At 70.0% G+C, this 25,304-nt stretch carries 18 protein-coding genes; 8 read left to right on the top strand and 10 right to left on the bottom strand.

Features of this window, described 5'->3' with window-relative positions; genetic code table 11:
• Positions 1 to 5: 5 nt before the first annotated feature.
• The 3 genes from VHA73_10980 to VHA73_10970 form a co-directional block, all read right to left on the bottom strand.
• Positions 6 to 1,730, bottom strand: a complete 1,725-nt coding sequence (locus tag VHA73_10980; GenBank protein HVX18544.1) for a class I adenylate-forming enzyme family protein — start codon at positions 1,728 to 1,730, stop codon at positions 6 to 8.
• A 64-nt stretch (positions 1,731 to 1,794) separates the two neighbouring features.
• The gene (locus VHA73_10975) at positions 1,795 to 4,341 is read right to left on the bottom strand and encodes a hypothetical protein (GenBank protein HVX18543.1); all 2,547 of its coding nucleotides are present in this window, start codon (positions 4,339 to 4,341) and stop codon (positions 1,795 to 1,797) included.
• A 272-nt stretch (positions 4,342 to 4,613) separates the two neighbouring features.
• Positions 4,614 to 6,203, bottom strand: coding sequence for an AMP-binding protein (locus VHA73_10970; GenBank protein ID HVX18542.1), 1,590 nt, complete (start codon positions 6,201 to 6,203; stop codon positions 4,614 to 4,616).
• Positions 6,204 to 6,266: 63 nt separating this feature from the next.
• Between VHA73_10970 and VHA73_10965 the strand changes: the two genes are divergently transcribed.
• On the top strand, positions 6,267 to 6,911 hold the full coding sequence (locus tag VHA73_10965; protein HVX18541.1) for a pyridoxamine 5'-phosphate oxidase family protein: 645 nt from the start codon (positions 6,267 to 6,269) through the stop codon (positions 6,909 to 6,911).
• Between the two features lie 27 nt (positions 6,912 to 6,938).
• Here the strand turns inward: VHA73_10965 and VHA73_10960 are convergent, their stop codons facing one another.
• Positions 6,939 to 7,730, bottom strand: coding sequence for an SDR family NAD(P)-dependent oxidoreductase (locus tag VHA73_10960; protein ID HVX18540.1), 792 nt, complete (start codon positions 7,728 to 7,730; stop codon positions 6,939 to 6,941).
• A 73-nt stretch (positions 7,731 to 7,803) separates the two neighbouring features.
• Here VHA73_10960 and VHA73_10955 point away from each other — a divergent pair, with 73 nt between their 5' ends.
• Both VHA73_10955 and VHA73_10950 read left to right on the top strand, forming a co-directional pair.
• Positions 7,804 to 8,691 carry a TIGR03619 family F420-dependent LLM class oxidoreductase gene (locus VHA73_10955; protein ID HVX18539.1) on the top strand — a complete coding sequence of 296 codons (888 nt, stop codon included), beginning with the start codon at positions 7,804 to 7,806 and terminating at the stop codon, positions 8,689 to 8,691.
• A 37-nt stretch (positions 8,692 to 8,728) separates the two neighbouring features.
• Positions 8,729 to 9,421 carry an acetoacetate decarboxylase family protein gene (locus VHA73_10950; GenBank protein ID HVX18538.1) on the top strand — a complete coding sequence of 231 codons (693 nt, stop codon included), beginning with the start codon at positions 8,729 to 8,731 and terminating at the stop codon, positions 9,419 to 9,421.
• A 53-nt stretch (positions 9,422 to 9,474) separates the two neighbouring features.
• On the opposite strand, the gene VHA73_10945 is transcribed toward VHA73_10950, so the two are convergent.
• The 3 genes from VHA73_10945 to VHA73_10935 form a co-directional block, all read right to left on the bottom strand.
• Positions 9,475 to 10,143, bottom strand: coding sequence for a TetR family transcriptional regulator (locus VHA73_10945; GenBank protein ID HVX18537.1), 669 nt, complete (start codon positions 10,141 to 10,143; stop codon positions 9,475 to 9,477).
• A complete protein-coding gene (locus VHA73_10940) occupies positions 10,143 to 11,747 on the bottom strand; it encodes a FadD3 family acyl-CoA ligase (GenBank protein ID HVX18536.1) in 1,605 nt (534 codons plus the stop codon). The genes VHA73_10945 and VHA73_10940 overlap by 1 nt, the downstream gene beginning before the upstream one ends.
• A 72-nt stretch (positions 11,748 to 11,819) precedes the next feature.
• The gene (locus tag VHA73_10935) at positions 11,820 to 13,799 is read right to left on the bottom strand and encodes a glycoside hydrolase domain-containing protein (GenBank protein HVX18535.1); all 1,980 of its coding nucleotides are present in this window, start codon (positions 13,797 to 13,799) and stop codon (positions 11,820 to 11,822) included.
• 114 nt (positions 13,800 to 13,913) lie between these two features.
• Between VHA73_10935 and VHA73_10930 the strand changes: the two genes are divergently transcribed.
• The 5 genes from VHA73_10930 to VHA73_10910 all read left to right on the top strand — a co-directional run bounded on the left by VHA73_10930 (position 13,914) and on the right by VHA73_10910 (position 20,198).
• Positions 13,914 to 15,107, top strand: a complete 1,194-nt coding sequence (locus VHA73_10930) for an amidohydrolase family protein (GenBank protein ID HVX18534.1) — start codon at positions 13,914 to 13,916, stop codon at positions 15,105 to 15,107.
• A gap of 16 nt (positions 15,108 to 15,123) precedes the next feature.
• A complete protein-coding gene (locus tag VHA73_10925) occupies positions 15,124 to 15,924 on the top strand; it encodes an enoyl-CoA hydratase/isomerase family protein (GenBank protein ID HVX18533.1) in 801 nt (266 codons plus the stop codon).
• A 58-nt stretch (positions 15,925 to 15,982) separates the two neighbouring features.
• The gene (locus tag VHA73_10920; GenBank protein HVX18532.1) at positions 15,983 to 17,497 is read left to right on the top strand and encodes a class I adenylate-forming enzyme family protein; all 1,515 of its coding nucleotides are present in this window, start codon (positions 15,983 to 15,985) and stop codon (positions 17,495 to 17,497) included.
• 104 nt (positions 17,498 to 17,601) lie between these two features.
• Positions 17,602 to 18,831 (top strand): phytanoyl-CoA dioxygenase family protein, encoded by a 1,230-nt coding sequence (locus VHA73_10915; protein ID HVX18531.1) that lies wholly within the window; start codon positions 17,602 to 17,604, stop codon positions 18,829 to 18,831.
• A 44-nt stretch (positions 18,832 to 18,875) separates the two neighbouring features.
• Positions 18,876 to 20,198 (top strand): inositol-3-phosphate synthase, encoded by a 1,323-nt coding sequence (locus VHA73_10910; GenBank protein ID HVX18530.1) that lies wholly within the window; start codon positions 18,876 to 18,878, stop codon positions 20,196 to 20,198.
• A gap of 178 nt (positions 20,199 to 20,376) precedes the next feature.
• Here the strand turns inward: VHA73_10910 and VHA73_10905 are convergent, their stop codons facing one another.
• Genes VHA73_10905 through VHA73_10895 form a run of 3 tightly spaced genes read right to left on the bottom strand, consistent with a single transcriptional unit; the run spans position 20,377 to position 25,262 of the window.
• Positions 20,377 to 21,873: a sulfatase-like hydrolase/transferase gene (locus tag VHA73_10905; protein HVX18529.1), complete on the bottom strand. Its 1,497-nt coding sequence runs from the start codon at positions 21,871 to 21,873 to the stop codon at positions 20,377 to 20,379.
• 52 nt (positions 21,874 to 21,925) lie between these two features.
• On the bottom strand, positions 21,926 to 23,455 hold the full coding sequence (locus VHA73_10900) for a sulfatase-like hydrolase/transferase (GenBank protein HVX18528.1): 1,530 nt from the start codon (positions 23,453 to 23,455) through the stop codon (positions 21,926 to 21,928).
• 19 nt (positions 23,456 to 23,474) lie between these two features.
• A complete protein-coding gene (locus VHA73_10895; GenBank protein HVX18527.1) occupies positions 23,475 to 25,262 on the bottom strand; it encodes a hypothetical protein in 1,788 nt (595 codons plus the stop codon).
• Between the last annotated feature and the right edge of the window lie 42 nt (positions 25,263 to 25,304).

The following is a 25,304-nucleotide window of genomic DNA, read 5'->3' as shown; positions in this document are numbered from 1 at the left end:
CGGCGCTACCCGTCGTCGCCGACCAGCGAGGCCTTGAGCTCCCGCTTGAGGAACTTCTGGTTGGCGTTGCGCGGCAGGGGCTCGTCGAGCACCCAGATGCGGCTGGGCACCTTGAACTTCGCCAAGCGCTCGCCGACGAAGGCCTGCAGCTCCTCGGGGTCGATCGTGGCGCCCTCGACCGGGTAGACGGCGGCCGCGACCTCCTCCCCCAACCGTTCGTCGGGCACGCCGAAGACCGCGACTTCGGCCACGTCGTCGTGCTCGTAGATCACCGCCTCGACTTCGCTGCAGTACACGTTCTCGCCGCCGCGCAGGACCATGTCCTTCACCCGGTCGACGATGAACACGAAGCCGTCCTCGTCGATGCGCGCCACGTCGCCGGTGTTGAACCAGCCGTCGCGGATCGCGTCGGCGGTGGCCTCCGGTTGGTTGAGGTAGCCCTTGATGACCACCGAGCCGCGCACGCACAGCTGCCCCACGGTGGTCGGCGAGGCAGGCAGTTCGCTGCCGTCGTCGTCGACGAGCTTGGCGTCGAGCGTGGGCACGACCGGCCCGGCCGAGTCGGGCTTGTCGACGAAGAACGCGCCGCTGCTGGCGGTGACGATGCCGTGCGTCTCGGTGAGCCCGTAGCCCGTCGACGCGGCGCCTTTCACCGACTTGTCGATCTTGGCCACCAGGTCTGCTTGCAGCGGTGCACCACCACCGCCGAGACCACGCAAGCTCGACGTGTCACGCTTGGCCCAGTCGGGGTGGGCGAGCATCTCGCGGGTCATGGTTGGCACGCCCGAGAAGTTCGTGACCCGCTCTCGTTCGATGAGCTCGATCGCCCGGGCGGCGTTCCACTTGTACGTGAGCACCACCCGCGCGCCGGCCAGCGTGGCGGGGTGCAGGACGCAGTTGCAGGCCGTGACGTGGAACAGCGGCGTGGGGGCCATGAACACCAGCTGACCGCCGGGCTGCTCGGGTGCCGCGACGTTGTCGGACTTGCCCTCGAGCTCGGCGGCCCGGGCCGACACCGCCGCCCAGAACATCAGGTGGAGGATGTTGTGCACCGAGCCGCGGTGGGTCAGCTGCGCGCCTTTCGGGAAGCCCGTGGTGCCCGACGTGTAGAAGATGCACGCGTCGTCGTTGCTGTCGATCTCGATCGCAGGCGGCTCGTCGACCCCGTCGGCCGCCATGAGGTCGTCCCACCGCACCGTGTCGTTGCCGGCAGGCGGCTCGGCGCGCACGAGCACCACAGGCAGCGGCCCGGCTTCACGCAACTTGTCGAGGTGGGGCGTCACCCGCTCGAGGCGTTCTTCGTCGACGATCAGGGCCTTCGGCGCGGAATCGGTCAGGCCGAACTCCATCTCCGGGCCCGTCCACCACGCGTTCATGCCGACGAGCGCGGCGCCGAGCGCGACGGTGGCCCAGTACGTGACGATCCACTCGGGGTAGTTGCGCATCGACACGGCGACCCGATCGCCTCGGCCCACACCGTGCTCGGTGCGCAACCAGTGCGCCAGCGCGTTGACCTGGGCGCGGACCTCGCCGTACGTGTGGCGCTCGTCCTCGAACACCAGATAGTCGCGATCGGCGTAGTTCGCGCTGATGTCCCAGATCGTCTTCATGTCGTTGGGCGCGGATGGGAAGACGCGCATGGGCACGCCGTCGACGGTGGTGTCGACCATCGCGAACGGCGCGCCGTCGGCGGTCAGCTCCGCCCACGCGGCCTGGAAGTGCTCCAGCATGTGATCCCCTTGATGAGTCGCTGCTCGCCCGACCGTAGTGCGGCCGCGCGGCGGGCCGGTCCCGTCACGACGACAGGAACGGGAAGCCCCACAGGTTGTCGAGCACGATGTCGGTGTCAGAGCGCGAGTTGGCGCGCACCGACGCGTCGGTGACGGGTTGGATCTTGGCGGGCAGGCCGGTCTGCGCCAGCTTCGGGCTCATCAAGTAGTTCAGGAAGTAGCCCGGTTGGAACATCACCCCGGCGGCCGTCCAGTACTTGTTCGTGTCCGCGTACTGCCGCGCGGTGGGGGCGCCCGGCCCGCCGAAGATGTCGGGGCTCAGCGCCGAGGAGTGGAAGCCGAGGATCACGAGGTCGACGTGCGCGCGGCGCAGGTCGTCGAGGGTGAGGCCACCGTGGACGACGTCGGCATCTGCCAACCCACCGACGTCGACCACTTGGTTGTCGAGCAAGTACGGCAGGACGCCGGCGTCGAACGTGGCCACGCCGCCCTCGAAATGCGCGTCGCGCAGCACGTGCCCGAAGGCCTCGTGCGCGTCCTGCAAGCGGTACCGGTAGGCCAGCCAGCCGATCGCGTCGTTGGCACCCATGTACCCCACACCGACCGCCAGCGCGATCGCGGCGACACCGACGGCGAGCGGGTTGCGCCACGCGACCCGCGCCAGCACCGCGCACAGCACCACGACCGCGGCGACAAGCGGTACCAGCCCGGTCTTGAGGTCGAGCGGCTCCCAGGCCACCACTGCGGCCATGGCGACGCCGACACCGAGCAGCCCGCCGAGGTCGCGCCCGACATAGCGCTCGGTCCGTGCGTCGCCACCGAACGCGGCGATCGCGAGTGGGCGGCTGAGCACCACGACCACCACCGGGAACAGCAGCTGCCAGTAGAAGCGGTGGGCGGGGTCCATCGCGAGGTTCGAGCTCTTGTACAGCCCCAGCACGATCGTCGCAGCGACCACCGCCAACACGAACGGGGTGGCGTCCTGCAGCCGTTCGGCGCGGCTCCGCTTCGGCCCCTCGGCGCGCCGCACGAACAGCACCGCCACGAGCCCGGCGATGGCGGCCAACGCCAGCACCGGCGACAGCGAGGACAGGGCGTCGACCGCCTTGTGCGAAGCCGGGCCGCCGTTGGTGGACTTCTCGTAGAACGGGTTCGGGAAGAACCAGCCGAAGTGCTGCCAGCGCCACAGCCAGTAGACCACCCACCCGCCACAGACCCATCCGAGGCCGCGCGCATGGCGCGGCGTGCGGTCGATGAGCAGCGCCCACACCATCGCCACACCGGCGAACACGATCCCTTCGGGGCGGCTCGAGGCCAGGGCGGCGGCAGCCACGTAGCCCCACACGGTCAGCTCGCCCGTGCGGTACACCATCGAGAACACCACCGCGATCAGCAACGCGAACGACGCCGTCTCGAGCCCGCCGAACAGCTGCAAGTAGAACACCGGGCTGGCCAGCGCCACCGCCAACAAGAGGAACTCCTGGCGGCGAGGCAACCCGGCACGCCGCACCCCCGCGACGTACCCGGCCAAGATGCCGAGCGACACGAGCTTGAAGAACAGCTCGACCGGGATCCGCAACAAGGCCGGGATGATCGACACCACCGCGTACAACGTGTTGGTGTATGCCTCGACCCGGGGGCCGGTGGGGTTCCAGTTCCAGTGACCGCTGTGCACCAGGGTCTGGCCGTAGCGCCACGTGATGAACGAGTCGTCGAGCGTGAAGCGGATGAACACCCACACGAAGAACACCGTCACCAGGGCCAAACCCCAGTACGCGGCCTTCCACCGCTCGACCTGACCCAGCCGCTCGCGCAGCGGTGGTCGGTGGTCCTGGTCGCGGTAGAAGTCAGCCGTCTCGTCGTCAGGCACCGTCGTGCCGGGCGCGGCCGGGGCGGCGACCGTCTCCGCAGGCACCGCCGGGCCGACCACCACGGCCGCAGCCGGCGGCGTGGCCGACGCGGGCAGCGTCGGCCCAGACAGTGCCGGCGCGGACGGCACCCCCTCGGACCTCGCAGCTTCACGCGACGCGGTCGCGTCGGGCGTGTCAGAGGGTGGGCCGCTCGTCGCTTCCTCGGGGTCGGGGATCGACATGTCGGCGGCGAGCACACCCGACCCGCCGTGCCCCTCGCCGCGCGCCGCCGGGCGCGGTGCGGGGGCCAGGCCACCGAAGCGGCTCCATGCCGCCAGCATCTCGGTGCGGCGCGGTCCGTCGATGGCGAGTGCGTCGATGTCGAGGAACCGCACCGTGCCTTGGCCCTGGCGCACCGCCACGCGCCGCTCCACGTCGTCGCACACGGCCACGAACTCGGTACCGTCGCCGCTGCGCCGGAAGGTTTCCCACGCCTCGATCGGGTCGTCGACCATCGCGTCGCTCGGTGGCTCCCAGCCGCCCGACACGCCGGTCCGCAACAAGTAGCCGGTCGGCACGCCGCCGGGATCGGGCGTGAAAAGCACGGCCAACTCGTCGACCCGGCGATCGGCGACCAACCGTGCGACGAGATCGAGGATCGCCGGGTCGATCTCAGTGTGGTCGCGCTGGCCTACCAGGTCGACGAGGAGGCGACCGACCGCCCTCCCCTGCCGCCCAGGCCCCGACCTTGCCGCCGTCATCGCTCCCATCATGGCTGATGCGCCCCGCACCCCACCGGGCGACGACGCGGGTGGTGGCGGCAGATGACGACCACGTGGTCCCGCCTGGTCCGGCAACGCCCGATGAGCCACCGAGGCCGTTTCACGCCGCAACGGACGTCTTGATCGTCGCCTGACCCGCTCCGTGCTTCCGATGGCAACGTCCGTGTCGTCTCGGGCGCACCACAGGAGCGCCCACCGCGGCTGCCGCGAGAAGGATCAGGCGAGACGGGCTCGAGGCCCTGCTGACCAGATCACGTCGACGTGCCCGGCCACGCCTTCGCCGCGTACTCGGCGCGCAGGTCCTTCTTGACGATCTTGCCGATCGACGCCCGTGGCATGTCGGCGCGCACCTCGAGCTGCTCGGGGATCTTCTGGGTCATCAGCTTGGCGTCGCGACAGCACCGAACCATCTCGTCGAACGTCAACGGGTCGGCCGCGTCAGCGGGTTGGACCACCGCGCACACCCGTTCGCCGCGCTCGGCGTCGGGCACGCCGATCACCGCGACGTCGGCGACTTTCGGGTGCGCGGCGAGCACGTCCTCGATCTCCTTGGCCGAGATGTTCTCGCCTTTGCGGACGATGACGTCTTTGAGCCGGCCCGTGAGGCTCAAGTGCCCGTCGGGGCGGAGGATCCCGAGATCGCCCGTGCGGAAGTAGCCCTGCTCGTCGAACGCCTCTTCGTCGAGCGCCGGATCGAGGTAACCCTCGAACACCATCGGGCCCTTCACCCGCACTTCGCCTTCCTCGCCCGGCGCCGCGTCGCACCCGTCGATCGTGACCATCCGCACCTCGATGCCCTCGATCGGCGAGCCGTCGGTGTTGGCGAGCTGCTCGTCGGTGTCGGTCGGCGATCCGTTGGCGATCATCGGCACCTCGGTCATGCCGTAGCCGTGCACGATGCCCCGCCCCCCGATCTCACGCTGCACGGCGAAGTGGTGCTCGGGTGCCTTGGGGCCGCCACCGCCCGACATGAGCCGCAACGTGGGCAGGATCGGCTCGTCGGGCTGCTTGCGCTGCTCGCCCAGGAACATCACGTAGAACGCCGGGCCGCCACCCGCCATCGTCACGCCGTGGCGGCGGTAGAAGGGCAGCGCGTCGGCGATCACGAACGCTTCGACCACGACAGCCGGGAACCCCAGGCACAACATCGTGACGAGGTAGTCGGGGCCGGCGATGTGGGCGTAAGGGAACGCCATCGACCCGACATCGTCGGGCGACATGTCGAGGGCCTTCGCGAGCCCCCAGCCGCCGGCGATGAGGGTCTGGTCGGTGTGCTGCACGCCTTTGGGATCCGACGTGCTGCCCGACGTGTAGTAGATCCAGCGAACCGGCGCCTCCCCTTTGGCCACCGCCGGGAGGGCGTCGAGCGTGGCCGGGTCGCCTTCGGGCAGCGGGTGGTCGGCGTCGACCACCACGATCTTCGGCGGGTGCTCGAGCCCCGCGTTGACCGATTCCGCGAGCTCGACGAAGTCGAAGCCGCGGAACTCGCCCGGAACGAAGAACAGCTCGGCGCCGGTCTGGCGCAGCGAGAACCCGACCTCGCGCTCGCGGTACAAGTGCAGGATCGGGCTCTGCACGGCGCCCAGGCGTGCGAGCGCAGACGACAACACGATGGTGTCGACGCGGGTCGGGAGCTGCCACGCGACCGTGGTGCCCTCGCCGATGCCGTACGCGGCGGCCAGCCCCGCCGCGACCCGTTCCACCCGGTCGCGGAACTCGCCGAACGTCACCGTGCGGTCGGACTCGTCGATGAGCATCGGGCGATCCGGGCTGAGCGTGGCTCGCCGGTCGATCAGGTCCCACATCGACGTGGCGTCGCGGATGATCTCGGCCTCGGCCACCCCGTCCCCCTTCCCGGCGAAAATCGCTCGGTGGATCTCTGCCGGCGTGTGAGCTTATGCAGCATGAACGCGCCGACCAGCCGAACGACCGTGAAGCGCCTCCCGGAGCGGGGCCACTACGACGACGCGACCGTCGCGGCGATCCTCGACGCCGCCACCATCTGCCACATCGGGTTCGTGGTCGACGACCAGCCGTACGTCATCCCCACGATCTGCGCCCGGTCGGACGCCAACGTCTACGTGCACGGTTCGCCCGCCAGCCGCATGTTGCGCACCCTCGACGCGGGGGCCGACATGTGCCTCACCGCAACCGTGGTCGACGGGCTGGTGCTGGCCCGCTCGTCGTTCCACCACTCGATCAACTACCGCTCGGTCGTCGTGCTCGGCCGCGCCCGCAAAGTGACCGACCGCGACGAGAAGGCCGAAGCGCTGCGGGTCATCACCGACCACGTCGTACCGGGCCGCTACGACGAAGCCCGCGTGCCGACCGACAAGGAAGTGCGCAGCGTCAACGTGTTGGCGCTGTCGCTCGAGGAGGCCTCCGCCAAAGTGCGGACCGGGCCGGCCAACGACGAGCCCGACGACTACGACCTGCCGATCTGGGCGGGTGTCGTGCCGGTGACCACGACGTTCGGCGTGCCGGTGCCCGACGACCGGGTCCCTGCCGGCACGCCGATCCCCGCCAGCGTGGGTCGCCTCACCGCCTGAGCAACCGGGGCGGTACCTCGGCCGGCGTCAACGCCAAGGACTCAGCGGTGGATCGACCATAGGGCGCAACAAGTGGTCGACCTGCGCGCTCGGGAGGGTGCCGCCCCCGTCGATCACGATGTCCTGGCCGGTCATGTAGCGCGCCGCGTCAGAGCAGAGGAACACCACCACCGAAGCGACTTCATCCGCGCTGCCGGCCCGCCCGAGCGGCGTGACCGCGTCGAGCGGCGAGCGCAGCTCGTCGTTGGCGATCACGACCTCGGTGAGCGGCGAGTCGATGAATCCTCCCGACACGCAGTTCGCCCGCACCCGCGGGCCATACTCCAGCGCGATCGACTTCGTCAGCGACACGACGCCCGCCTTGGCCGCGCAATACGGGCCTTCGCCTCGGGTGGGTCGGTGCGCGACGGCCGACGCGCTCGTCACGATCGACCCGCCCCGCTCGGCGAGCAGCGGAAGGACGGAACGCACGCAGTTGAACGTGCCGGTCAAGTTGACGTCGAGCACCAACCGCCACTCGGCATCGGTGTAGGTGTGGAGCGGCTTGAGGATCCCGACGCCCGCGTTGGCGAACAGGTCAGTGACGCCGCCGAGCTCCGCGGCAGCAGCCGAGATCGCTTCGCCGACCGCGGACGAGTCGGCCACGTCGGCCCCGAACGCCACGCCGCCGGTGGCAGCCGCGACTTCGGCCGCGCCGCCCTCGTCGCGATCGACGATCGCCACGCGCGCGCCTTCGGCGGCCATCAGCCGGGCCGTCGCCGCGCCGATGCCCGATGCGCCGCCGGTGATCACCACCCGGTGGCCGTCGAGTACCGCCATGAGCTGCTCCCTCCTCGCCCGCCCTCTCGCGGGATGGTAGAACACGTTCTCGTTTTCTACCCGCGAGGCTCCCATGGACTTCTGGGCTTCCGTCGCCTTCCTCGACACCGACGTGCAGCTGGAGGCGGCCCGCACCGCCGACGCATGCGAGCTCGCCGGGATGATGGTGCCGGATCACCTGTTCTTCGCCCGCGACTACAAGACGCGCTATCCGTACACGGCCGACGGCGAGCCGCTCTGGCGACCCGACACCCACTACCCCGACCCGTTCGCGGTGACCTCGGCGATGGCGGTGCTCACCACCAACGTGCGGTTCATGACCAACGTCTACGTGGCGCCCGCCCGCGACCTCTTCACCGTGGCGAAAGGTCTGTCGACCGCCGCGGTGATCTCGGGCGGCCGCATGACGCTCGGTGTCGCGGCCGGCTGGTGTGAGGACGAGTTCGTGCAGACCGGGCAGGACTTCCACACCCGCGGTCGCCGGCTCGACGAGCTCCTCGAGGTGCTCCCCCGCCTCTTGGCCGGAGGCTGGGTCGAGCACCACGGCGAGTTCTTCGATTTCGACGAGCTGCGCATGGAGCCCGTCCCCTCCCGGCCGGTACCGCTGTACATCGGGGGCGACTCGGACCGCGCGCTCGAACGGGCCGCACAGGTGGGCGACGGCTGGCTGCCACCGAGCGCCAAGCGACCCGAGGAGCTCGAACCGCTGCTGCACGACATGGCCCGGCGCCGCAAGGCGGCGGGCACCGACAGCAAGCCCTTCGAGATCGTGGCAGCCGTGCACGCCATGCCCGACGCGGAGTTGTACAAGCGGCTCGGCGACCTCGGCGTGACCGGCGTGCAGTGCGCGCCGTGGCTCAGCCGAGCGCCCGCCAAGGACGGCTACGGCTACGACGCAGAGCACGTGCGCACCAGCATCGAGCGCTTCGCCGAGCAGATCATCGCCAAGGTCAACCGCTGACCGACCGGCGGGACGGACCGAGGTACGGGAGGGACCGATGAAGACGTACGAGATCCAGGGCCGCACGGTGGCCATGCCCGTCGAGGTGCGCGACGCGTCGGCCGGCACCGCCATCTTCGACGTCGACGCCGCGACGGCGCAGGCGTGGCTGCCCGGCGACGCGTTCGAGGTGGTCGAGTCGGCGCCCGGGCGCGCCCAACTCGCGGTGGCACTCATCGACTACCGCGACAACGACCTCGGCGACTACCTCGAGATCGGCCTCACGCTGTTCGCCAGGCCCCGCGGCGCGGGCGACGACGCGGCCGGCACGTTCATCGTGCACTTGCCCGTCGACCAGGAGTTCACGTGCGAGGCGGGCTGCCGGATCTGGGGGTTCCCGAAGACCGTTGAGCACATCGTGAACGACGTCACCGACGACGCGTCGCGGTGGCGCCTCGAGATGGACGGCCAGCTCGTGCTCGACATCACCGTGCCCCGTGGCGGCAGCGACGAGCAGGCCGACATGGAGATGGCCACGTACACGTACCTCGACGGCGCGCCGCACACCACGCCCTTCACCCAGGGCGGCAAGGGCTCCCAGGTCGTGGTCGGCGGCGACGGCGTGCGACTCGAGTTGGGCGACCACCCGATCGCCCGGGCGCTGGCCGGCCTCGGCCTCCCCGCGCCCGCCGTCCTGTCGACGTGGACCGAGCACATGCACGGCACGTTCGGCGAGGCCACCCCGCTCTGACGACTCTCGGAGAGTGGTGGGGCCATGGCGCCCCCAACTCTGCGAAGTTCGGATCAGGCTTGCGGGGGCTTCTGGCCGGTGACCGACCAGTACAGCGTGCGGGCCATGCTCACCCGGAGGTCGCGCGTGGGGATGCCCCAGAACTCCAGGCCGTAGCGATGCGCCGAGACGTGCGCCAGCATCGACACCATCGTCGCCGCCGTCGCCTCGGGGCTGACCTCGTCAGGGTGGCGGCCGTCGGCCTTCATCTGCGACACGGCGTCGGTCAACAAGTTGAACACCTCGTTGAGCATCATCGTGCGCATGCGACGAAAGCGCAGGTCGCCTTCCTCGGCCGCCAGGTCGACCACCCGCAAGATCGGCTGGTGGTCGTCCCAGAACGCCAGGAACTCATCGGCGAGCGCGAGCGCGCGGTCGAACCCGCCGCGGCCCTTCCAGCTCCCGTCGCGGACGATGCGGGCGAAGCGGACCTTGTCCTCGGCCATCTCCTCGGCCAAGGCCAGCACGGCCGACTCGACGTCGGGGAAGTACTGGTAGAAGGTGGCCGGCGACGTGCCGGCCTCACGGGCGATCTCCACCACTTTCAAGTCGCGGTACGACGACGAGCGCAGCATGTCTTTCGTGCACTCGAGCAGACGTTGACGGGTGGCCCGCCCGCGCCGGCCCGGCACCCGGCCGTCGACGGCCCGCAAGTCCTCCTCGTCGGCCGCCGCGTCGCCCATCACCTCGCTCCTTCGGTCGCTGCCCCGCGCAGCTCGTACTTGAGGACCTTGCCCGATGCGTTGGTCGGCAACGAATCGACGACCAACACCCGGCGGGGAACCTTGTAGTTGGCCATGCGCTCGCGGCTCCAGTCGACCACTTCGGCCGGATCGACATCGACGCCGGTGCGGGCCACCACGAACGCCACGCCCACCTCGCCGAGTCGCTCGTCGGGCACGCCGACCACCGCCGCCTGCGCGATGCCCGGGTGCTCGCTCAAGGTGTTCTCGATCTCGGCCGGGTACGCGTTGAAGCCGCCCGAGATGAACATGTCCTTCTTGCGGTCGGTGATGCGGATGTTGCCCTGCTCGTCCATGACCCCGATGTCTCCGGTGTGCAGCCAACCCTCGGCATCGATGGCCTCGGCGGTGCGGACGGGGTCCTCGAAGTAGCCGCGCATCACGTTGTAGCCACGAGCCACGATCTCGCCGGGCTCGCCGCGCGGCACTTCCCGCCCGTCGTCGTCGACCACTCGCACCTCGACGTCGAGCATCGCCCGACCCGACGTGGTTGCGATCACCACGGGGTCGTCGTCGTGGTGGCACATCGTGACGAAGCCGTTGGCTTCGGTGAGCCCGTACGCCGTGACGACGGTCTGGAAACCGAGGTCGTCACGCATGCGCCGCACGAGCTCGACGGGGATGGCGGCCGCACCCGTCACCGCCAACCGGAGCGACGACAGGTCGCGCCGGGCGAGGTCGGGGTCGTTCAACATGGTCTGGTACAAGGTGGGCGGCCCCGGCAGCATCGACACGCGCTCGACCTCGATCAGCTCGGTGATCCGGGCCACGTCGAACACCGCGAGCGGCACCATGGTGGCGCCGGTGACGAGGCACGCGAGGATCCCTGCCTTGTACCCGAACGAGTGGAAGAACGGGTTGACGATCAAGTAGCGGTCGTCGGCCCGCAAGCCCACGCCCTCCGCCCAGTTCTGCACGCAACGCAGCGCTTGGCCGTGCTCGGCCAGCACGCCCTTGGGGCGACCGGTGGTGCCCGAGGTGAACAGCATGTCGCTCAAGTCGCCGGGACCTATCGACGCCTGCCGGGCCGCGAGCATGTCGTCGCCCACCGCGGCACCCGCTTGCACGAACTCCTCGCACGTCTGGGCGCCGTCGGGCGCGTGGCCGCGGAGGATCACCGTGCCCTCCAGCGCAGGCAGATCGACGCCGGTGCGGCGCAACATGTCGGCGTAGTCGTAGCCGAGGAACCCGTTGACCGTCAGCAGGATCTTCGCCCGGCTGGCGCCGAGGATGTACGCGGCTTCGTCTCCCTTGTAACGGGTGTTGAGCGGCACCAGCACGCCGCCCACCGACTGCAACCCCAGCAGTGCGACCGGCCACTCCCACATGTTCGGCGCCCAGATGGCCACCCGGTCGCCGACTTCGACGCCCGCCGCGAGGAACGCCCGCGCGGCGGCATCGACCCGCTCGCCCAAGTCATCCCAGCTCAGCCGCACCTCGCCGTCGACCACAGCCTCTGCCGCACCGAAGCGGTCGACCGCGTCGCGCACCAGCGCGCCGGTGGTGCCCCACCGGTGGTCAGCCCGCTGCGGGTCGTCGGTCATCTCGTGACCCTATCTGACACCTCGTCAGGCACCCTCGGCTGCGTCCTGCGAACCAGCGCCGGGCCGGACGCCTCAGAAGCGCAGCTGGGCGCGGGCGTAGTACTCGGTGCTACCGGCCAAGGTGGCGGCGAGCGCCAAGTCGCCGAACAGCTTCACCGCCGGCACCCACGCCCGCTGCCCGACCGCGTCGGGCGACCGGCCCAGCAGCGTGTGGTACAGCGACGACACGCGGTCGAGCGCCGACTCCGTCGATTGGTAGAAGTCGTATGCGACCGCGACGCGGCCGTTGCGCACCGCGGTCACCGCCCAGAACCACAAGCCGTCGTTGTCCGGCGCGCGACCGAGGATCTGGCGGTACAAGTCGGTGACCCACGTCTTGATGTCCGATCCGCCGGCACCCAAGTAGTACTCCTGCGAGCCGTAGAAGTTGGCAGCGACCTGGGCCACGCTCATGCGGCCGCTGGAGATCTGCGACGTCCAGTAGTTCAAGCCGGCTGCGTCCGGGTTGCGGTGCAGGGTCCTTTGGTACAGGTCCGCGACGATGTGCGCGACCCATGCCGGCTGCCGAGCGAGCTGCAGCGCCAAGTCGGTGCGTGAGTAATGCTGCGCGGCACCCACGTACGCCGCGATCTCCGACTCGGTGGGCGCCCGACCGAGGAAGTCGGTGAACAACGCTTCGATGAACGCGCGCAAACCGCTACCCGACGTCTCCGCGTCGACGTAATCGGCGTCGTACTCGAAACCGATCTCCGGCAACCCCGAACAAGGCGGGTTGCCAGTGCCGTACTGATGGATCCGGTGCCCCACCCACAGCGACGACGGCAGCACGGTGTCGGACGTGGACGCCGAGCAGTTCCAACGGGCGATCCACAAGTTGTCGGGAAGGCCGCTCGCGCCCTTCTGCGCGGCTTTGGACAGCACGTCGATGCCGTACTCGGCGCTCGAGTAGTAACCCGACCGGTAGCCCAGCGCGTGGAGCTGGAGCGTCCAACCCCGCGTGAACGACTGCATGGACGCGTCGATCGTGGCGTTGCGTGCGTACGCCTCGATGTCGAGGTAGATCGGGCTGGTCGGACCGAGACCGACTGACCGCGCCACGGTGACGGCGGCGCTCGCTTCGTTGACACCTTGTTGGTAGGCCTGGTTGCCATCGCCGGCGGCCGCACACTGGAACGAGGTCGGCGGACCACAGTGCCCGAACTGGAGGCCGACCCAGATCGGGATCAGCGTCCAGCCTTGCTGTGCCACCGCTTTCACCCAGCTGGGCCCGAAGTCCGCCTGGGGGCAGCTGGCGTTGACGCCGCCGAGGTAGAAGCCTGCCGCCACCCAGCCCGTCCGGTTCTTGATGCCGGCCATGGTCGCCGGGTCCGACGGCAACTTGCACGCATCGAACCCTCCGCCGGTGACGTGCTGGAGGTTGGTGCTCGGCACGGGGGTCGCCTGCGCCGACGCCTGCGGCGCGGCTTGCGCGTCGGCGCGCAGCCCGGCTCGGGGCGACGACCCCGACGGCGCCGACGACGCGAGCGGCGCAGCCGCATCGGCCAGCAGCTCACCGCTGCGGAGGATCGACTCGACCACCGAGCGGTCGGCGTCCGCCCACGTGGTGGTCACCAGCACGTCGGCGCCGGGGATCTCGAGCCGTTGCTGGTGGGTGGTGCTCGCCGTGGAATCGAGCACGGGGAGCGATCCGGCCGTGGCCACCACCGAGGTGAGCACGTCGCCTGCGCGGGTGGGGGCGGCCGGCTCGACCATCACGGTCGCGACGCGGCCGAGCAGCCGTGCCGGGCAGTCCTGCACGTCGCCCGGCTCGCCGAGGTACACGGCGTGGCGGTCAAGGCGAACGCACGCCGTCGGGTCCTCGTCCAAGTCGATGACCGGCCACGACGACGGCACTCGGAAGCGGTAGCCGTGGTACTCGACCGTCTGGAGCGCGGACGTCGCGCTCATCGCCGAGGCCGGAGACGACGTGTCCGCGACCGGACCGACCACGGCCCCGGCAACCGACAACGCGAACAGCACCAGCGCGGCCGCCGCACGCGCACCGAAACCCATCGTGACTCCCCAGAACCCGCTGACGAAGGAACCATCATCCCACGCTCTGCGGTCGGCCAGGTCGCGCACGCACACGTTCGACACGAAATCTGACGGGGTGTCAGAATGTGGGTCATGCCGGACCTGCCCATGATCATCAGCGTCGACGACCACGTCGTCGAGCCACCCCACGTGTGGGAGAACTGGCTCCCGGAGAAGTTCCGGGCTGACGGACCGAGGGTCGAGCGCCGCGGGATCGGCGCCATGAAGCACATCGGCGGTGGCGCGTACGAGCAGGCGTTCGACCCCGACGGCCAACCCGCCGACTGCTGGGTCTTCGGCGACCTCGTCTACATCCACAAACGCCACGTCGCCGCAGTCGGCTACTCACGCGACGAGATGACGATGACGCCGATGACGTACGACGAGATGCGTCCCGGCTGCTACGACCCCAAAGCCCGCATCGACGACCAGCTCATGAACCACGTCGAAGCGTCACTGTGCTTCCCGACGTTCCCCCGGTTCTGCGGCCAGACGTTCACCGAGCATCCCGACCGCGACATGGGGCTGGCATGCGTCAAGGCGTACAACGACTGGATGGTCGAAGAGTGGTGCGGCGACTCGGACGGCGCACTGATCCCGCTCATCATTGTGCCGCTGTGGGACGCGGAGCTGGCCGCCGCCGAAGTGCGGCGCAACGCCGAGCGGGGCGTCCACGCGGTGTGCTTCAGCGAGATCCCCGCGCACCTCGGCCTGCCGTCGATCCACACCGACTTCTGGGACCCGTTCCTCGCCGCATGTGAAGACACCCACACCACCATCAACATGCACATCGGGTCGTCGTCGCGCATGCCGGCCACATCGGGCGATGCGCCGGTTGCCGTGGCGGCCACGCTCAGCTTCAACAACGCCATGGCGTCGCTCACCGACTGGCTGTTCAGCGGAAAGCTGGTGAAGTTCCCCGACCTGAAGCTCGCGTACAGCGAAGGGCAGATCGGTTGGCTCCCCTACATCATCGAGCGGGCCGACGACGTGTGGCGCGAGCACCGGGCGTGGGGCGGGGTGAAAGACCTGATCCCCGAACCCCCGAGCACGTACTACTTCCGCAGCGTCTTCGGCTGCTTCTTCCGCGACCGACACGGGCTCGTGTCGATCAACGAGATCGGCGAGGACAACATCACGTTCGAGACCGACTACCCGCACACCGACTCCACTTGGCCCGACACCTTGGCCGTTGCCGAGCAGCTCACCGAGGGCCTCACCGACGAGCAGATCTACAAAGTGATGCGAGGCAACGCGATCCGCATGCTCTCGCTCGACCCCGACTGACGGCAGACTCCAGGCCATGGCCGAGCTCGAGACGATCCGGTGGGAGCAGCGCGGCGCAGTCGGCTTGGTCACGCTCGACCGGCCCGACCGCCACAACGCGTTCGACTTGAAGATGTGCGACGAACTCGCCGGGCTGTGGCAGCGGTTGCGCCACGACGACTCCGTCCGGGCCGTGGTGCTCACCGGCAGCGGCGACAAGGCGTTCTGCACGGGCATCGACCGCGACGTCGTGCCGGCCGAGGGCGGGCGGGTCTACGACTTCTCGCCGTACACGTATGAGGACCCGGGCAAGCAGCTCGGCCCGCGGAGCAACGGCTACTGGCGACCGGTGATCGCCGCGGTCAACGGCATGGCGTGCGGCGGGGCCTTCTACTTGTTGGCCGAAGCCGACTTTCTCATCGCAGCCGAACACGCCACGTTCTTCGATCCCCACGTCACGTACGGCATGCCCGCCGTGTTCGAGCCGGTCGCGCTGATGCCGCGCATGCCGTTCGGCGACCTGATGCGGATGACGTTGCTGGGCAACCACGAACGCATCACCGCAGCAACCGCGCGGGAGATCGGGCTGGTGACCGAAGTCGTGCCGGCCGACCAACTCGAAGACGCGGCGATGTGGGCAGCGGAGCGGATCGCGTCGCAACCACCAGGGCCGGTGGAGGCCACCGTCCGCACGTTGTGGGCCGCCCGCGACCTCTCCGCCGCGCAAGCCACCGAGCTCGGCAACGTGTTCTTGAACCTCGGCATGCGCCAAGACACGATGGAAGCAGGATCCGAGGCGTTCACGTCGGGCGAGCGCGCCAAGTGGCGCACCCGATGACCGCGCGAAACGACCCCCGGCCGGGGTCCGCGCCCACGCAGCGGCGCCGCCTGTCTTGATGTTGGCGTCGACGGTCACCGAAGCGGCCCGGCGGTTCGGCGGCGCCATCGCGTTCGCGGCGGCCGACGGTTGGCACGTGTCGTTCCGCGACCTCGACCAGCTGTCCGACGAAGCTGCGGTCGGCCTGGCCGCCCGCGGCGTCGGCGCCCGCGACGTCGTGGCGCTGTTGCTACCGTCGACGCCCGACTACGTGGTGGCGTACGCGGCGCTGGCCAAGCTCGGGGCTACGACGGTGGGTGTGAACCCCCGACTCGCCCTGCCAGAGCAGGCGGCCGCGCTCAGCGTGGTCGGCCCGAAGTTGGCGCTGGCGTCGCCCGACGTGGCGCCGTCGCTGCCCGGCGACCTCGCGGTGGTCGACGTCGCACCCGCCGCCGCCGCGCCGGAGATCCTCGCCGGGCTCCGCCGCGGGCACCGCGGCGATGCCCCACCGCCGTCGGCCGACGAGGTGGACCGTCCGGTGGCGATCGTGCTCACGTCCGGCACCACCGGCACACCGAAAGGTGCCTGGTTCACCAATCGGGAGCTGGCGGCCATCACCGCGTTCGACGTCGGTGACAGATGGGGCGGGGGCGCGCCGATGCTGGCATCCACCCAGTTCGCGCACATCGGCTTCATGACCAAACTGCCGTGGTACTTGCGCCTCGGCGGCACCACCCACTTGCTGCACCGCTGGCGGGCCGCCGACGTGCTCGACCTGGTGGAGCGCACCCGGATGCCCGTGATCGGGACCGTGGCCCCGCAAGTGGCGCTGATGCTGCGCGATCCCCGTTTCGACCAGCGCGACTTGTCGTGCGTGCAGGCCCTCATCGCCGGTGCGGGGCCGTCGTCGCCGGCGCTGGTCGACGAAGCCCGACGCCGTTTCGGCGCGGCGTACTCGATCCGGTACTCGTCGACGGAGTCGGGCGGCGTCGGCACCGGCACCGCGTTCGACGCCGACGACGACGAAGCGCTCCACAGCGTCGGCCGGCCGCGCGACGGCATCGACCTCGAGATCCGCGACGAGTCCGATCGAGCCGTCCCGCTCGGCGAGACCGGCGAAGTGTGCCTGCGCTCCCCCGCCATGTTCCGCGGCTACTGGAACGCACCGGAGGAGACGGCCCGCACGTTGCGCGGCGGCTGGCTGCACAGCGGCGACCTCGGCTGGATCGACGAGCGAGGCTTGCTGCACCTCGCCGGGCGCAGCAAGGAGATGTACATCCGCGGCGGCTACAACGTGTTCCCGCTCGAAGTGGAAGCGGTGCTGGAGCAGCACCCGGCCGTGTCGTCGGTGGCGATCGTGCCGCGGCCCGACCCGGTGATGGGCGAGATCGGCGTAGCCGTGGTGGTGGCGCGGCCCGGCGTCGCGTCGCCGTCGCTCGACGATTTGCGGTCGTTCGCGGCTGACCGGCTCGCCCACCACAAGTTGCCCGAGGCGATGCGGGTCGTCGACGAGCTCCCGTTGACGGCGGTCCACAAGCTCGACCGCCGTCGCCTCGCCGCCCACGAGCAGCCCCACACCGACCCGACCACCTGACCCCTCTCCCGTTCTGGGCTGACCCCTCCCGTTCTGGGCTGATTATTACGTGCTGGGACGCGTAGAAAGCAGCCCAGAACGGGGATGGTCGTAGGCTCCCGGGCGTGATCTCGGTCGACCAGCGCACCCGGACGGCAGCGGACGAGCAATCGGTGGACCCCAGCGAGTTCTTCGACCAGACGCTCCCCGCGCGGTTCGACGCCAACACCGCGCTCGCGGCGCCGGGGGCACGCGAGCTCGACTTGCGGCCGATCGCCGTCGAGGTCGACGGCACCATCTGGCAGCTCGCGTTCGACGGCCAGCACTTCACCGTCGGCCGCGCCCACGACGCCGCGAGCGCCAGGACCCACTGGCGGCTCGACGCCGAGTCGTTGTCCGACCTCGTCAACGACACGTGCACTCCGGTGGGGTTGATGACCGGCGGCGACCTCGACCTGGTGCGCGGCCCGTTCCAGGCCCTCCTCGATTGGACGGTGGTGCTGCGGTCGGTGATCGACGGGCGGCCGCTGCACACGACCGGATCGGTCGAGTTCCACGACCGCGACGGCTCGCCGCTCGGCCTGCACCGAGCCTTTCGCATCGGCGACGACCCCGACGACATCGCGCACTTCCTCGGCGAGGCCGGTTTCTTGCACCTCGAAGGCGTCTTCGATCCTGAGGAGATGGCCGAGATCAGTGCCGACATGGACCGCGCCGCCGCCGACTACTCCCCTGGCGACAACCGCTCCTGGTGGGCCGAGACCGACGACGGCACCAACCGGCTCGTGCGCATGCAGTACTTCCAGGACCGTTCACCCGCCACCGCTGCAATGCTCACCGATGACCGCCTCCAGTCGATCGCTCGCCTCACCACCGACGGCCACCGCAACGCCAAGCCCGGCCCGAACCGCAACTTGGTGGAAGCGCTCGTGAAACCGCTCGGAGTGGTGAAGGGCATCTCCGACGTCCCCTGGCACAAGGACTGCAGCCTGGGCAGCCACTCCTACCGGTGTTGTTCGCTCACCGTCGGCATCTCGGTCACCGGCGCCGATGCCGCGTCAGGCCAGCTGCGGGTGGTGGCGGGCTCGCACCGCACGCTGATCCAGGCCGGGTTCGTGCGCGACAACCTCGACCTGCCGCAGATCGACTTGCCCACCTCTACCGGCGACGTCACCGTGCACCTCAGCTGCACGCTGCACATGAGCCAGCCGCCCGTGCAGCGAGAACGCCGGGTCCTGTACACCGACTTCTCGATGCCGTCGCGCGACGGCGGCCGCGCGCCCGGCGAGACCAAGCTGGCTCGCATCCGCGAAGGCGCGCCCACCACGGTCTCGCAGCCGGCGGCGCGCCGGTGACCCGGTAACCTGCGAGACCGCCCCCCGACCCGAGGAGAACCACCGTGCCCCTGGAGAACAACGTCGAGATCGCACCCGCCGAAGGGAAGCTCGGCGTGCTCCTCCCGGGGATGGGAGCTGTGGGCACCACGTTCATCGCAGGGGTGCTGGCCGCGCGCAAGGGCCTCGCCAAGCCGATCGGCTCGCTGACGCAGATGGGCACGATCCGCCTCGGGCGCCGCGACGACAACAACGTCCCGATGATCAAGGACTACGTGCCGCTGGCCGGCCTCGACCAGCTCGCGTTCGGCGGTTGGGACGTCTTCTCCGACGACGCGTACCAGGCCGCCAGCCGCGCCGGCGTGCTCGAAAAGCACCTGCTCGAGGACCTCGGCGAGGAGCTGCGGGCCATCCAACCGATGCCGGCGGTGTTCGAGCAGGAGTTCGTCCGCAACCTGCACGGCGACAACATCAAGCCCGATGCATCGAAGTGGGAGCTGGCGGAACAGCTCGTCGCCGACATCCAGAAGTTCAGCGAGGACAACCGGTGCGACCGGCTGGTGGCGGTCTGGTGCGGCTCCACCGAGGTGTACCGCGAACCCACCGCGGTCCACGAGAACCTCGCCGCGTTCGAGCAGGGGCTGAAGGAGTCGAGCCCCGACATCGCGCCGAGCCAGATCTACGCGTACGCCTGCCTCAAGCTCGGCATCCCGTATGCCAACGGCGCGCCGAACCTGGCGCTGGACACGCCGGCGTTGCTCGAGCTGGCCCGCCAGAACAACGTGCCGATCACCGGCAAGGACTTCAAGACCGGCCAGACGCTGATGAAGACCATCCTGGGGCCGGGCTTCAAGGCCCGGATGCTCGGCGTCGAGGGCTGGTACTCCACCAACATCTTGGGCAACCGCGACGGCGAGGTACTCGACGACCCCGAGTCGTTCAAGACCAAGGAAGTGTCGAAGCTGGGTGTGCTCGACACGATCTTCGAGCCCGAGCGCAACCCCGACCTGTACGGCGACATGACCCACGTCGTGCGCATCAACTACTACCCGCCCCGCGGCGACAACAAGGAGGGGTGGGACAACATCGACATCTTCGGGTGGCTCGGGTACAAGATGCAGATCAAGGTCGACTTCTTGTGCCGCGACTCGATCCTCGCGGCGCCGATCGTGCTCGACCTCGCGCTGTTCCTCGACTTGGCCCGCCGCGCCGGCATGAGCGGTGTGCAGGAGTGGCTCAGCTTCTACTGGAAGAGCCCGCAGCCGGTCGCCTCAGGCGTGTATCCCGAGCACGACTTGTTCATCCAGCTCATGAAGCTGAAGAACACCCTGCGCCGCCTGAAGGGCGACGAGCCGATCACCCACCTCGGCGCCGAGTACTACGACTGAACGCGGGGCCGGCTCGCCCTTCAGCGCTCGACGCGAGCAGTGGTGGCGACCACGTCGCGCTGGCGGAACTCGGCCACCGCGCCGCGCAGCACCGCGGCCGTAGCTGCGGTGAGGAGGGGAACGCCGTGAACGGCAAGCCTGGCCGCCCTGAGCGCGTCGAACGTTTGTGGTCAGGGCATCAGTCGTCGTCGGCCTTCGAGAAGTACTCCTTGGGCAGCAGACGGGCGAACAACTCCCAGGCCGCGTCCGGGAGCTGCGCGCCGTCGAGGTCGTTGCGGGGGTCGGTCGGCCCGATCACGTCGGCCGTCTCGACCAACCACGACAGCAACCGACCGCGCAGCTCGTCGGCGACCGCGGCGTGGGCGTCGTCGCCCGCGAGGTTGCGCGTCTCGTGCGGGTCGGCGATGCGGTCGTACAGCTCGGGGCCTTCGTGGGAGCGGTGCACGTACGTCCACCGGTCGGTCCGCAACGTGGACACCTTTCCTGCGGTGAGCGGCACCTCGCGCTCCAGCCCGTGCTTGAGGTCGTACGGGAACGGCTGCGGCCCGGAGCTCGACGCATCCTCGAGCGCGAGCCCCCCGTCGCTGCACGCGATGTCGCGGTGGTCAGCCGTGGCGTCATGGGCGAGGTGCACGAGGCTGCGACCGAACTGGCGGTGCGGCACGTCGACTTCGCCGAGCTCGAGCAGGGTCGGCGCCACGTCGATCAGCTCCGCCATGCCCTCGGCGACCTGCCCCTCGCGCCCACCAGGCACGTGCACGATCAGCGGGTTGTGCAACAAGCACTCGTCCTGACCGGAGACCCACTTCTCGATCAGGCCGTGATCGCCGAGGTACTCGCCGTGGTCGGGGAAGAACAACACCGCGGTACGGTCCTCTGCTCCCGCCGCCGCCACCCCGCCCAGCACGCGGCCCAACATGTCGTCGACGCGCGAGACCATGCCGTAGTACGTGGCCACCAGCTCCCGCCACTCTGCTTCGTCGAGCCGGTCGAGGCCGTAACGGGCGCGGATCTCGCGCTTGAACACCGGTTCGCCGTCGGTCGACGTGGGCGGCGCGACCGGCAACGGCACATCCGCGCGGTCGTGCAACGAGTACCACGGGTCGGCCACCTCGAACGGCGGGTGCGGGAAGACCAGCGGCACGTACAGCACCCACGGCTCGGGCAGGCCCTCGGCCAGCCATGCCAGGGCGGTGCGGACCGTGGCCTCGTCCATGTCGACCAGCGGCTCGGGGCGCTGCCCGTGGTAGAAGGCCCGACCGAAGCGGTGATCTGGGCCGTACGGGCTCCGTGAGTACAGGGCCTCGGGCATCTCGGTCCAGCCGAACCGCGACGTCGACGCCTTGGTGCCGCCCGGCGCGTACGTGTCGCCACGGATCCCTGCGTGGGCCACGTGGTAGCCCGACGCCTTCAGCAGCCCGAGCGAGTCGGGGTGCCACGGCTTGATCAGCTGCGTGAGGGTGCGGTGCCCGTGTACATGCGGGTACCAACCGGTGAGGAACGACACCCGGCTCTGCGAGCAGAACGGGTGCTGCCCGAACGCGTTGGCGAAGCGCGTGCCCCGGGCCGCGAGCGCGTCGATGTTCGGCGTGCTCGCCACCGGATTGCCCGAGCAACCGAGCGCGTCGTAGCGCAGCTGGTCGGGGATGAACACCACGATGTTCGGTCGGCTCACCGGTCGTCCTCCTCTGGTCGCGTCACGCTCCGCTCGGCACCGTGCCGCGCGCTCATGCCAGCCCCAACCGCTCGAGCTGGTCGTGCGGCGCGTCGACGTCGTCGAGGGCGGTGCGCAACAGCTCCTCCAACTCGCGCTCGACCGACGTGCCAGCGAGATCGTGCTCCTCGGCGGGGTCGTCGTCGACGTTCCACACGTGGGAGTGGCCGGGAGTGCCCGACGCCCACATGGGCACCAGGTCGCCGGGCGCGTACGGCTGACGGATCACCGGCACGTCGGAGCCGGGCATGAAGTCGAGCACCGCTCGCCGGTCGGGACGCGGCAGCAGTCGGAACTCGGGGAAGGCGTGCACGGGCATGGTCGACCAGCGGTTCGACCACATCGACAGGGGCCGGTTCTCCTCGTTCGCCGCCCGCGCGTACTTGCGACGTCCATCGGTCACGTGCACCTGCCGGCCCCACACGCCCATCAGCGCCCAGTCGCGCACGGCGGTGGCCTCGCCGGTGAGCAGCGGCACGAGCGAGCGGCCGTGGGTCCGGTGCTGGGGTACCACGCCGAACACGTCGCACAACGTGGCGAAGATGTCGACGGTCGTGGTGAGGGCGTCGACGTCGCGGGGTGCCGCGCCCGGCCAGGCCACCAGCAGCGGGATGTGGCTCATCGTCTCGTACAGCGGAAGCCCCGGCTTACCGAACGCGTCGTGCTCGCCGAGGTAGTGGCCGTGGTCGGTGCACAGCACCACCGCCGTGTCGCCCCACGCGCCGTCACGGTCGAGTTGGTCGAGGATGCGGCCGAGATGGTGGTCGATCATCGACAGCTTGGCGCCGTACGCGGCTCGGATGCGGCGGCCGTCCTCGGGTGTGACGCGACCTTCGGCCAGGGCGTCGGTCACGTACGGCGGCCAGATGATCCGCGGCTCGATGCTGTCGTCGTAGCGGGTCGCCCACCGCTCCGGGGTGTCGAACGGCTCGTGGGGGTCGAACTCGTCGATGAGCAGGAAGTAGCGATCCGCGTGCGGGGCCTCGGTCTCGAGCCAGGCGGCTGCGGTGGCCATGGTGCGGGGGCCCGGGAAGTCGTCCTCGCTGCGGAACCACGTCCGCGAGTCGTCGTAAGGGTGACGGAACCCGGTCGGCGACACCGGTGCACCCACGAACGACGGGTCGGGACAGGTGCGCCAGGGGTCGCCTTCGTGGCCGCGCACGTAGTCCCACGCCGAGAAGTCGGTGTGGTAGTTCTCGCCGCCCGTCTCGAACAGGTGCGGGTGGTCCGACACCAGCATCGACGTGACGCCGCTGCGGCGCAGCTCGTACGTGATCGCGTCCTCCCAGATCTCCACCGACCCCCAAGGTCGCCAGAGGAAGTCGAGCGCGCCCACGAGCAGGTCGTGCCGAGCGGGCATGCACGGCAACGACCCCGTGTAGTGGCGGGTGAAGCGCAGCGACCGTGCCGCGAGACGGTCGAGGTTCGGCGTGTCGAACTCGGTGGCACCGTACGGGCCAACCAGATGGCGGTTCAGGCTGTCGAGCAGCACCACCACCACGTTGCGCGGCATCGCTGGCGCGGCTTGGGCCGGTTCGGACATGAGAGCTCCTTTCGCTGCGTCAGCGCGGGGCGCTGCGGTCGTACTGCGCTCGGGTGGCTTCGAGGTGGGCACGGCTGTCGGCGAGCCCACCGGGCCGGCTCCGTGCGAGCCACGCCTGTTCGTAGTCGGCGATCAGGTCGTCGAGGTCGGCCGCAAGCATCGCGTTGGAGCGGGCCGGGCCTCCGGCTTTCGCGAGAAGGCGCCAGGCGCCGTGGCGTGCCATGCGGGCCGCCACCGCGAGCTCCTGCACGACGAGTTCGCCATCGGCGCATGCGGGCGCGGCCTGGTCGAGCTGAGCGAGCAACTCGTCGATGTCGTCGGCCACTGCGCCGACTTTGGCGGCGTCGGGCTCGCCGGACACGAAGTGGACCTGCGACGGGCAGAGCGCCGCGAGCAGCGGGCTCCCGTTCGACCCCTTCTGACCGGTCTGGGCCCACATGCGGCCGAGCCGGTCGAGCGCGGCGCCGAGCACGCCCGCTTCGTCGGCGAACACGTACCGATCGAGCACCGTTGCCAGGTCGAGGTCGACGTTGGCCCGGGGATCCCAAGCGAGCGCGCCGCCGTACACCAACGGCCCGAAGCTGACCGACGGTGGTTGGAAGTGCCCGTTGTCGCCCCAGTCGGTGACGAGCAGCCCGCCCGCGCCGCGGGCAACGCCGATCGTCGCTGCGTCGACCAGGTTGGCCTTGGCGTTGTCGATGCGCCCCACGATCGAGTTCCACGACGAGGTGCCCGGGCACACCCAGAACGGGAAGCCCGCGTCGGCGAACGGTCGCACCCCTTCCACGAAACCCGCAGGGCTCGGGAGATGCATGTCGAGGCGGTCGAAGATCTCGGCGAGCGATGCCGGGGGCCCGGCGTGGTCGCGGTCAGATGGCGCCTCGTACTGCCACACCAGCGCGGTCATCGAGTCGGCCGGCAAGGCGGCGAGGACCTCGGGGTGGCGGCCGGCGATGTCGCCCCAGAACAACACGTGGAGGCCGTCGGCGATCAGCGGCTCGGCGAGGCGCATGAGGTGCTCGCCGTACACCGCACCTTTGCCACGTTCGGCCACGGCCTGCGCGCTGTACCCCTGCCCGAGCTCGAACGTCTCGTCGCAGCCGATGTTGACCTGGCGGCTGCGCACGTGCGCGAGCTGCTGGCGGACCAGGCCCAGGGCGAACTCGGCGTTGTCGGGTGTCGGCGCGAGCAGCGACGGCGGCATCGCCACCCCGTCGACGATCTCGAACCCGTCGGGGCACTCCGCGCGCCAGCGGTACTCGTCGTGTGCCAGCCATCGGCCCATGTGACCGAACGTGTTCTGGTTGACCACCAGGTCGATGCCGTGCTCGGCGCAGAGGTGGTCGAGCCACTCGAGGTCGTCGCCGGTCAGCGGCGAAGCGTCCTTCCACACCACCTCGTGCCCCGCGAACTCGAACGGGTGCTCCACGTACAGCTCGAAGTGGTTGTAGCGGGCCAACGCCAACAACTCGACCAGCCGGCTGAGCGTGTCGCGGGTGGGCACTCGGTCGCGGCTCACGTCGAGCATGTAGCCGCGCACCGCGATGGCAGGACCGTCGACCACATGACAGCACGGCACGGCGCCGTCGCACTGGGCACGCAACTGCTCGAGCAGTGCCACCGCGTGGCGCCGGGCACGGGAGCCGTGGCGCACCGCCACCCCGCCCGGCCCGGCGTCGATGGTGTAGCCCTCGGCTTCGAGATCGCGGTCCTGTTGGAACGAGCTCGTGCCGCCCGCCGGTGCGCCGCCGTCGAGCAACTCGATCGAGCGCGGGCGGGGAACGAGCAACAAGTCGTCGGCGTGCATCAGCGGTCCCCCCGCTCAGGTGCCGGCCGAGCGGCCGACCTC

The sequence above is a fragment of the Acidimicrobiales bacterium genome (assembly GCA_035547835.1).
In the GTDB taxonomy this organism is placed as follows: Bacteria; Actinomycetota; Acidimicrobiia; order Acidimicrobiales; family Iamiaceae; genus DASZTW01.
This window is presented reverse-complemented; position numbering and strand designations above follow the sequence as displayed.

Coding starts and splice junctions, on each gene's coding strand:
- VHA73_10980 (HVX18544.1), bottom strand. CDS start 1,730: ATGCTGGAGCACTTCCAGGCCGCGTGGGCGGAGCTGACCGCCGACGGC.
- VHA73_10975 (HVX18543.1), bottom strand. CDS start 4,341: ATGACGGCGGCAAGGTCGGGGCCTGGGCGGCAGGGGAGGGCGGTCGGT.
- VHA73_10965 (HVX18541.1), top strand. CDS start 6,267: ATGAACGCGCCGACCAGCCGAACGACCGTGAAGCGCCTCCCGGAGCGG.
- VHA73_10960 (HVX18540.1), bottom strand. CDS start 7,730: ATGGCGGTACTCGACGGCCACCGGGTGGTGATCACCGGCGGCGCATCG.
- VHA73_10955 (HVX18539.1), top strand. CDS start 7,804: ATGGACTTCTGGGCTTCCGTCGCCTTCCTCGACACCGACGTGCAGCTG.
- VHA73_10950 (HVX18538.1), top strand. CDS start 8,729: ATGAAGACGTACGAGATCCAGGGCCGCACGGTGGCCATGCCCGTCGAG.
- VHA73_10945 (HVX18537.1), bottom strand. CDS start 10,143: ATGGGCGACGCGGCGGCCGACGAGGAGGACTTGCGGGCCGTCGACGGC.
- VHA73_10940 (HVX18536.1), bottom strand. CDS start 11,747: ATGACCGACGACCCGCAGCGGGCTGACCACCGGTGGGGCACCACCGGC.
- VHA73_10935 (HVX18535.1), bottom strand. CDS start 13,799: ATGGGTTTCGGTGCGCGTGCGGCGGCCGCGCTGGTGCTGTTCGCGTTG.
- VHA73_10930 (HVX18534.1), top strand. CDS start 13,914: ATGCCGGACCTGCCCATGATCATCAGCGTCGACGACCACGTCGTCGAG.
- VHA73_10925 (HVX18533.1), top strand. CDS start 15,124: ATGGCCGAGCTCGAGACGATCCGGTGGGAGCAGCGCGGCGCAGTCGGC.
- VHA73_10920 (HVX18532.1), top strand. CDS start 15,983: ATGTTGGCGTCGACGGTCACCGAAGCGGCCCGGCGGTTCGGCGGCGCC.
- VHA73_10900 (HVX18528.1), bottom strand. CDS start 23,455: ATGTCCGAACCGGCCCAAGCCGCGCCAGCGATGCCGCGCAACGTGGTG.
- VHA73_10895 (HVX18527.1), bottom strand. CDS start 25,262: ATGCACGCCGACGACTTGTTGCTCGTTCCCCGCCCGCGCTCGATCGAG.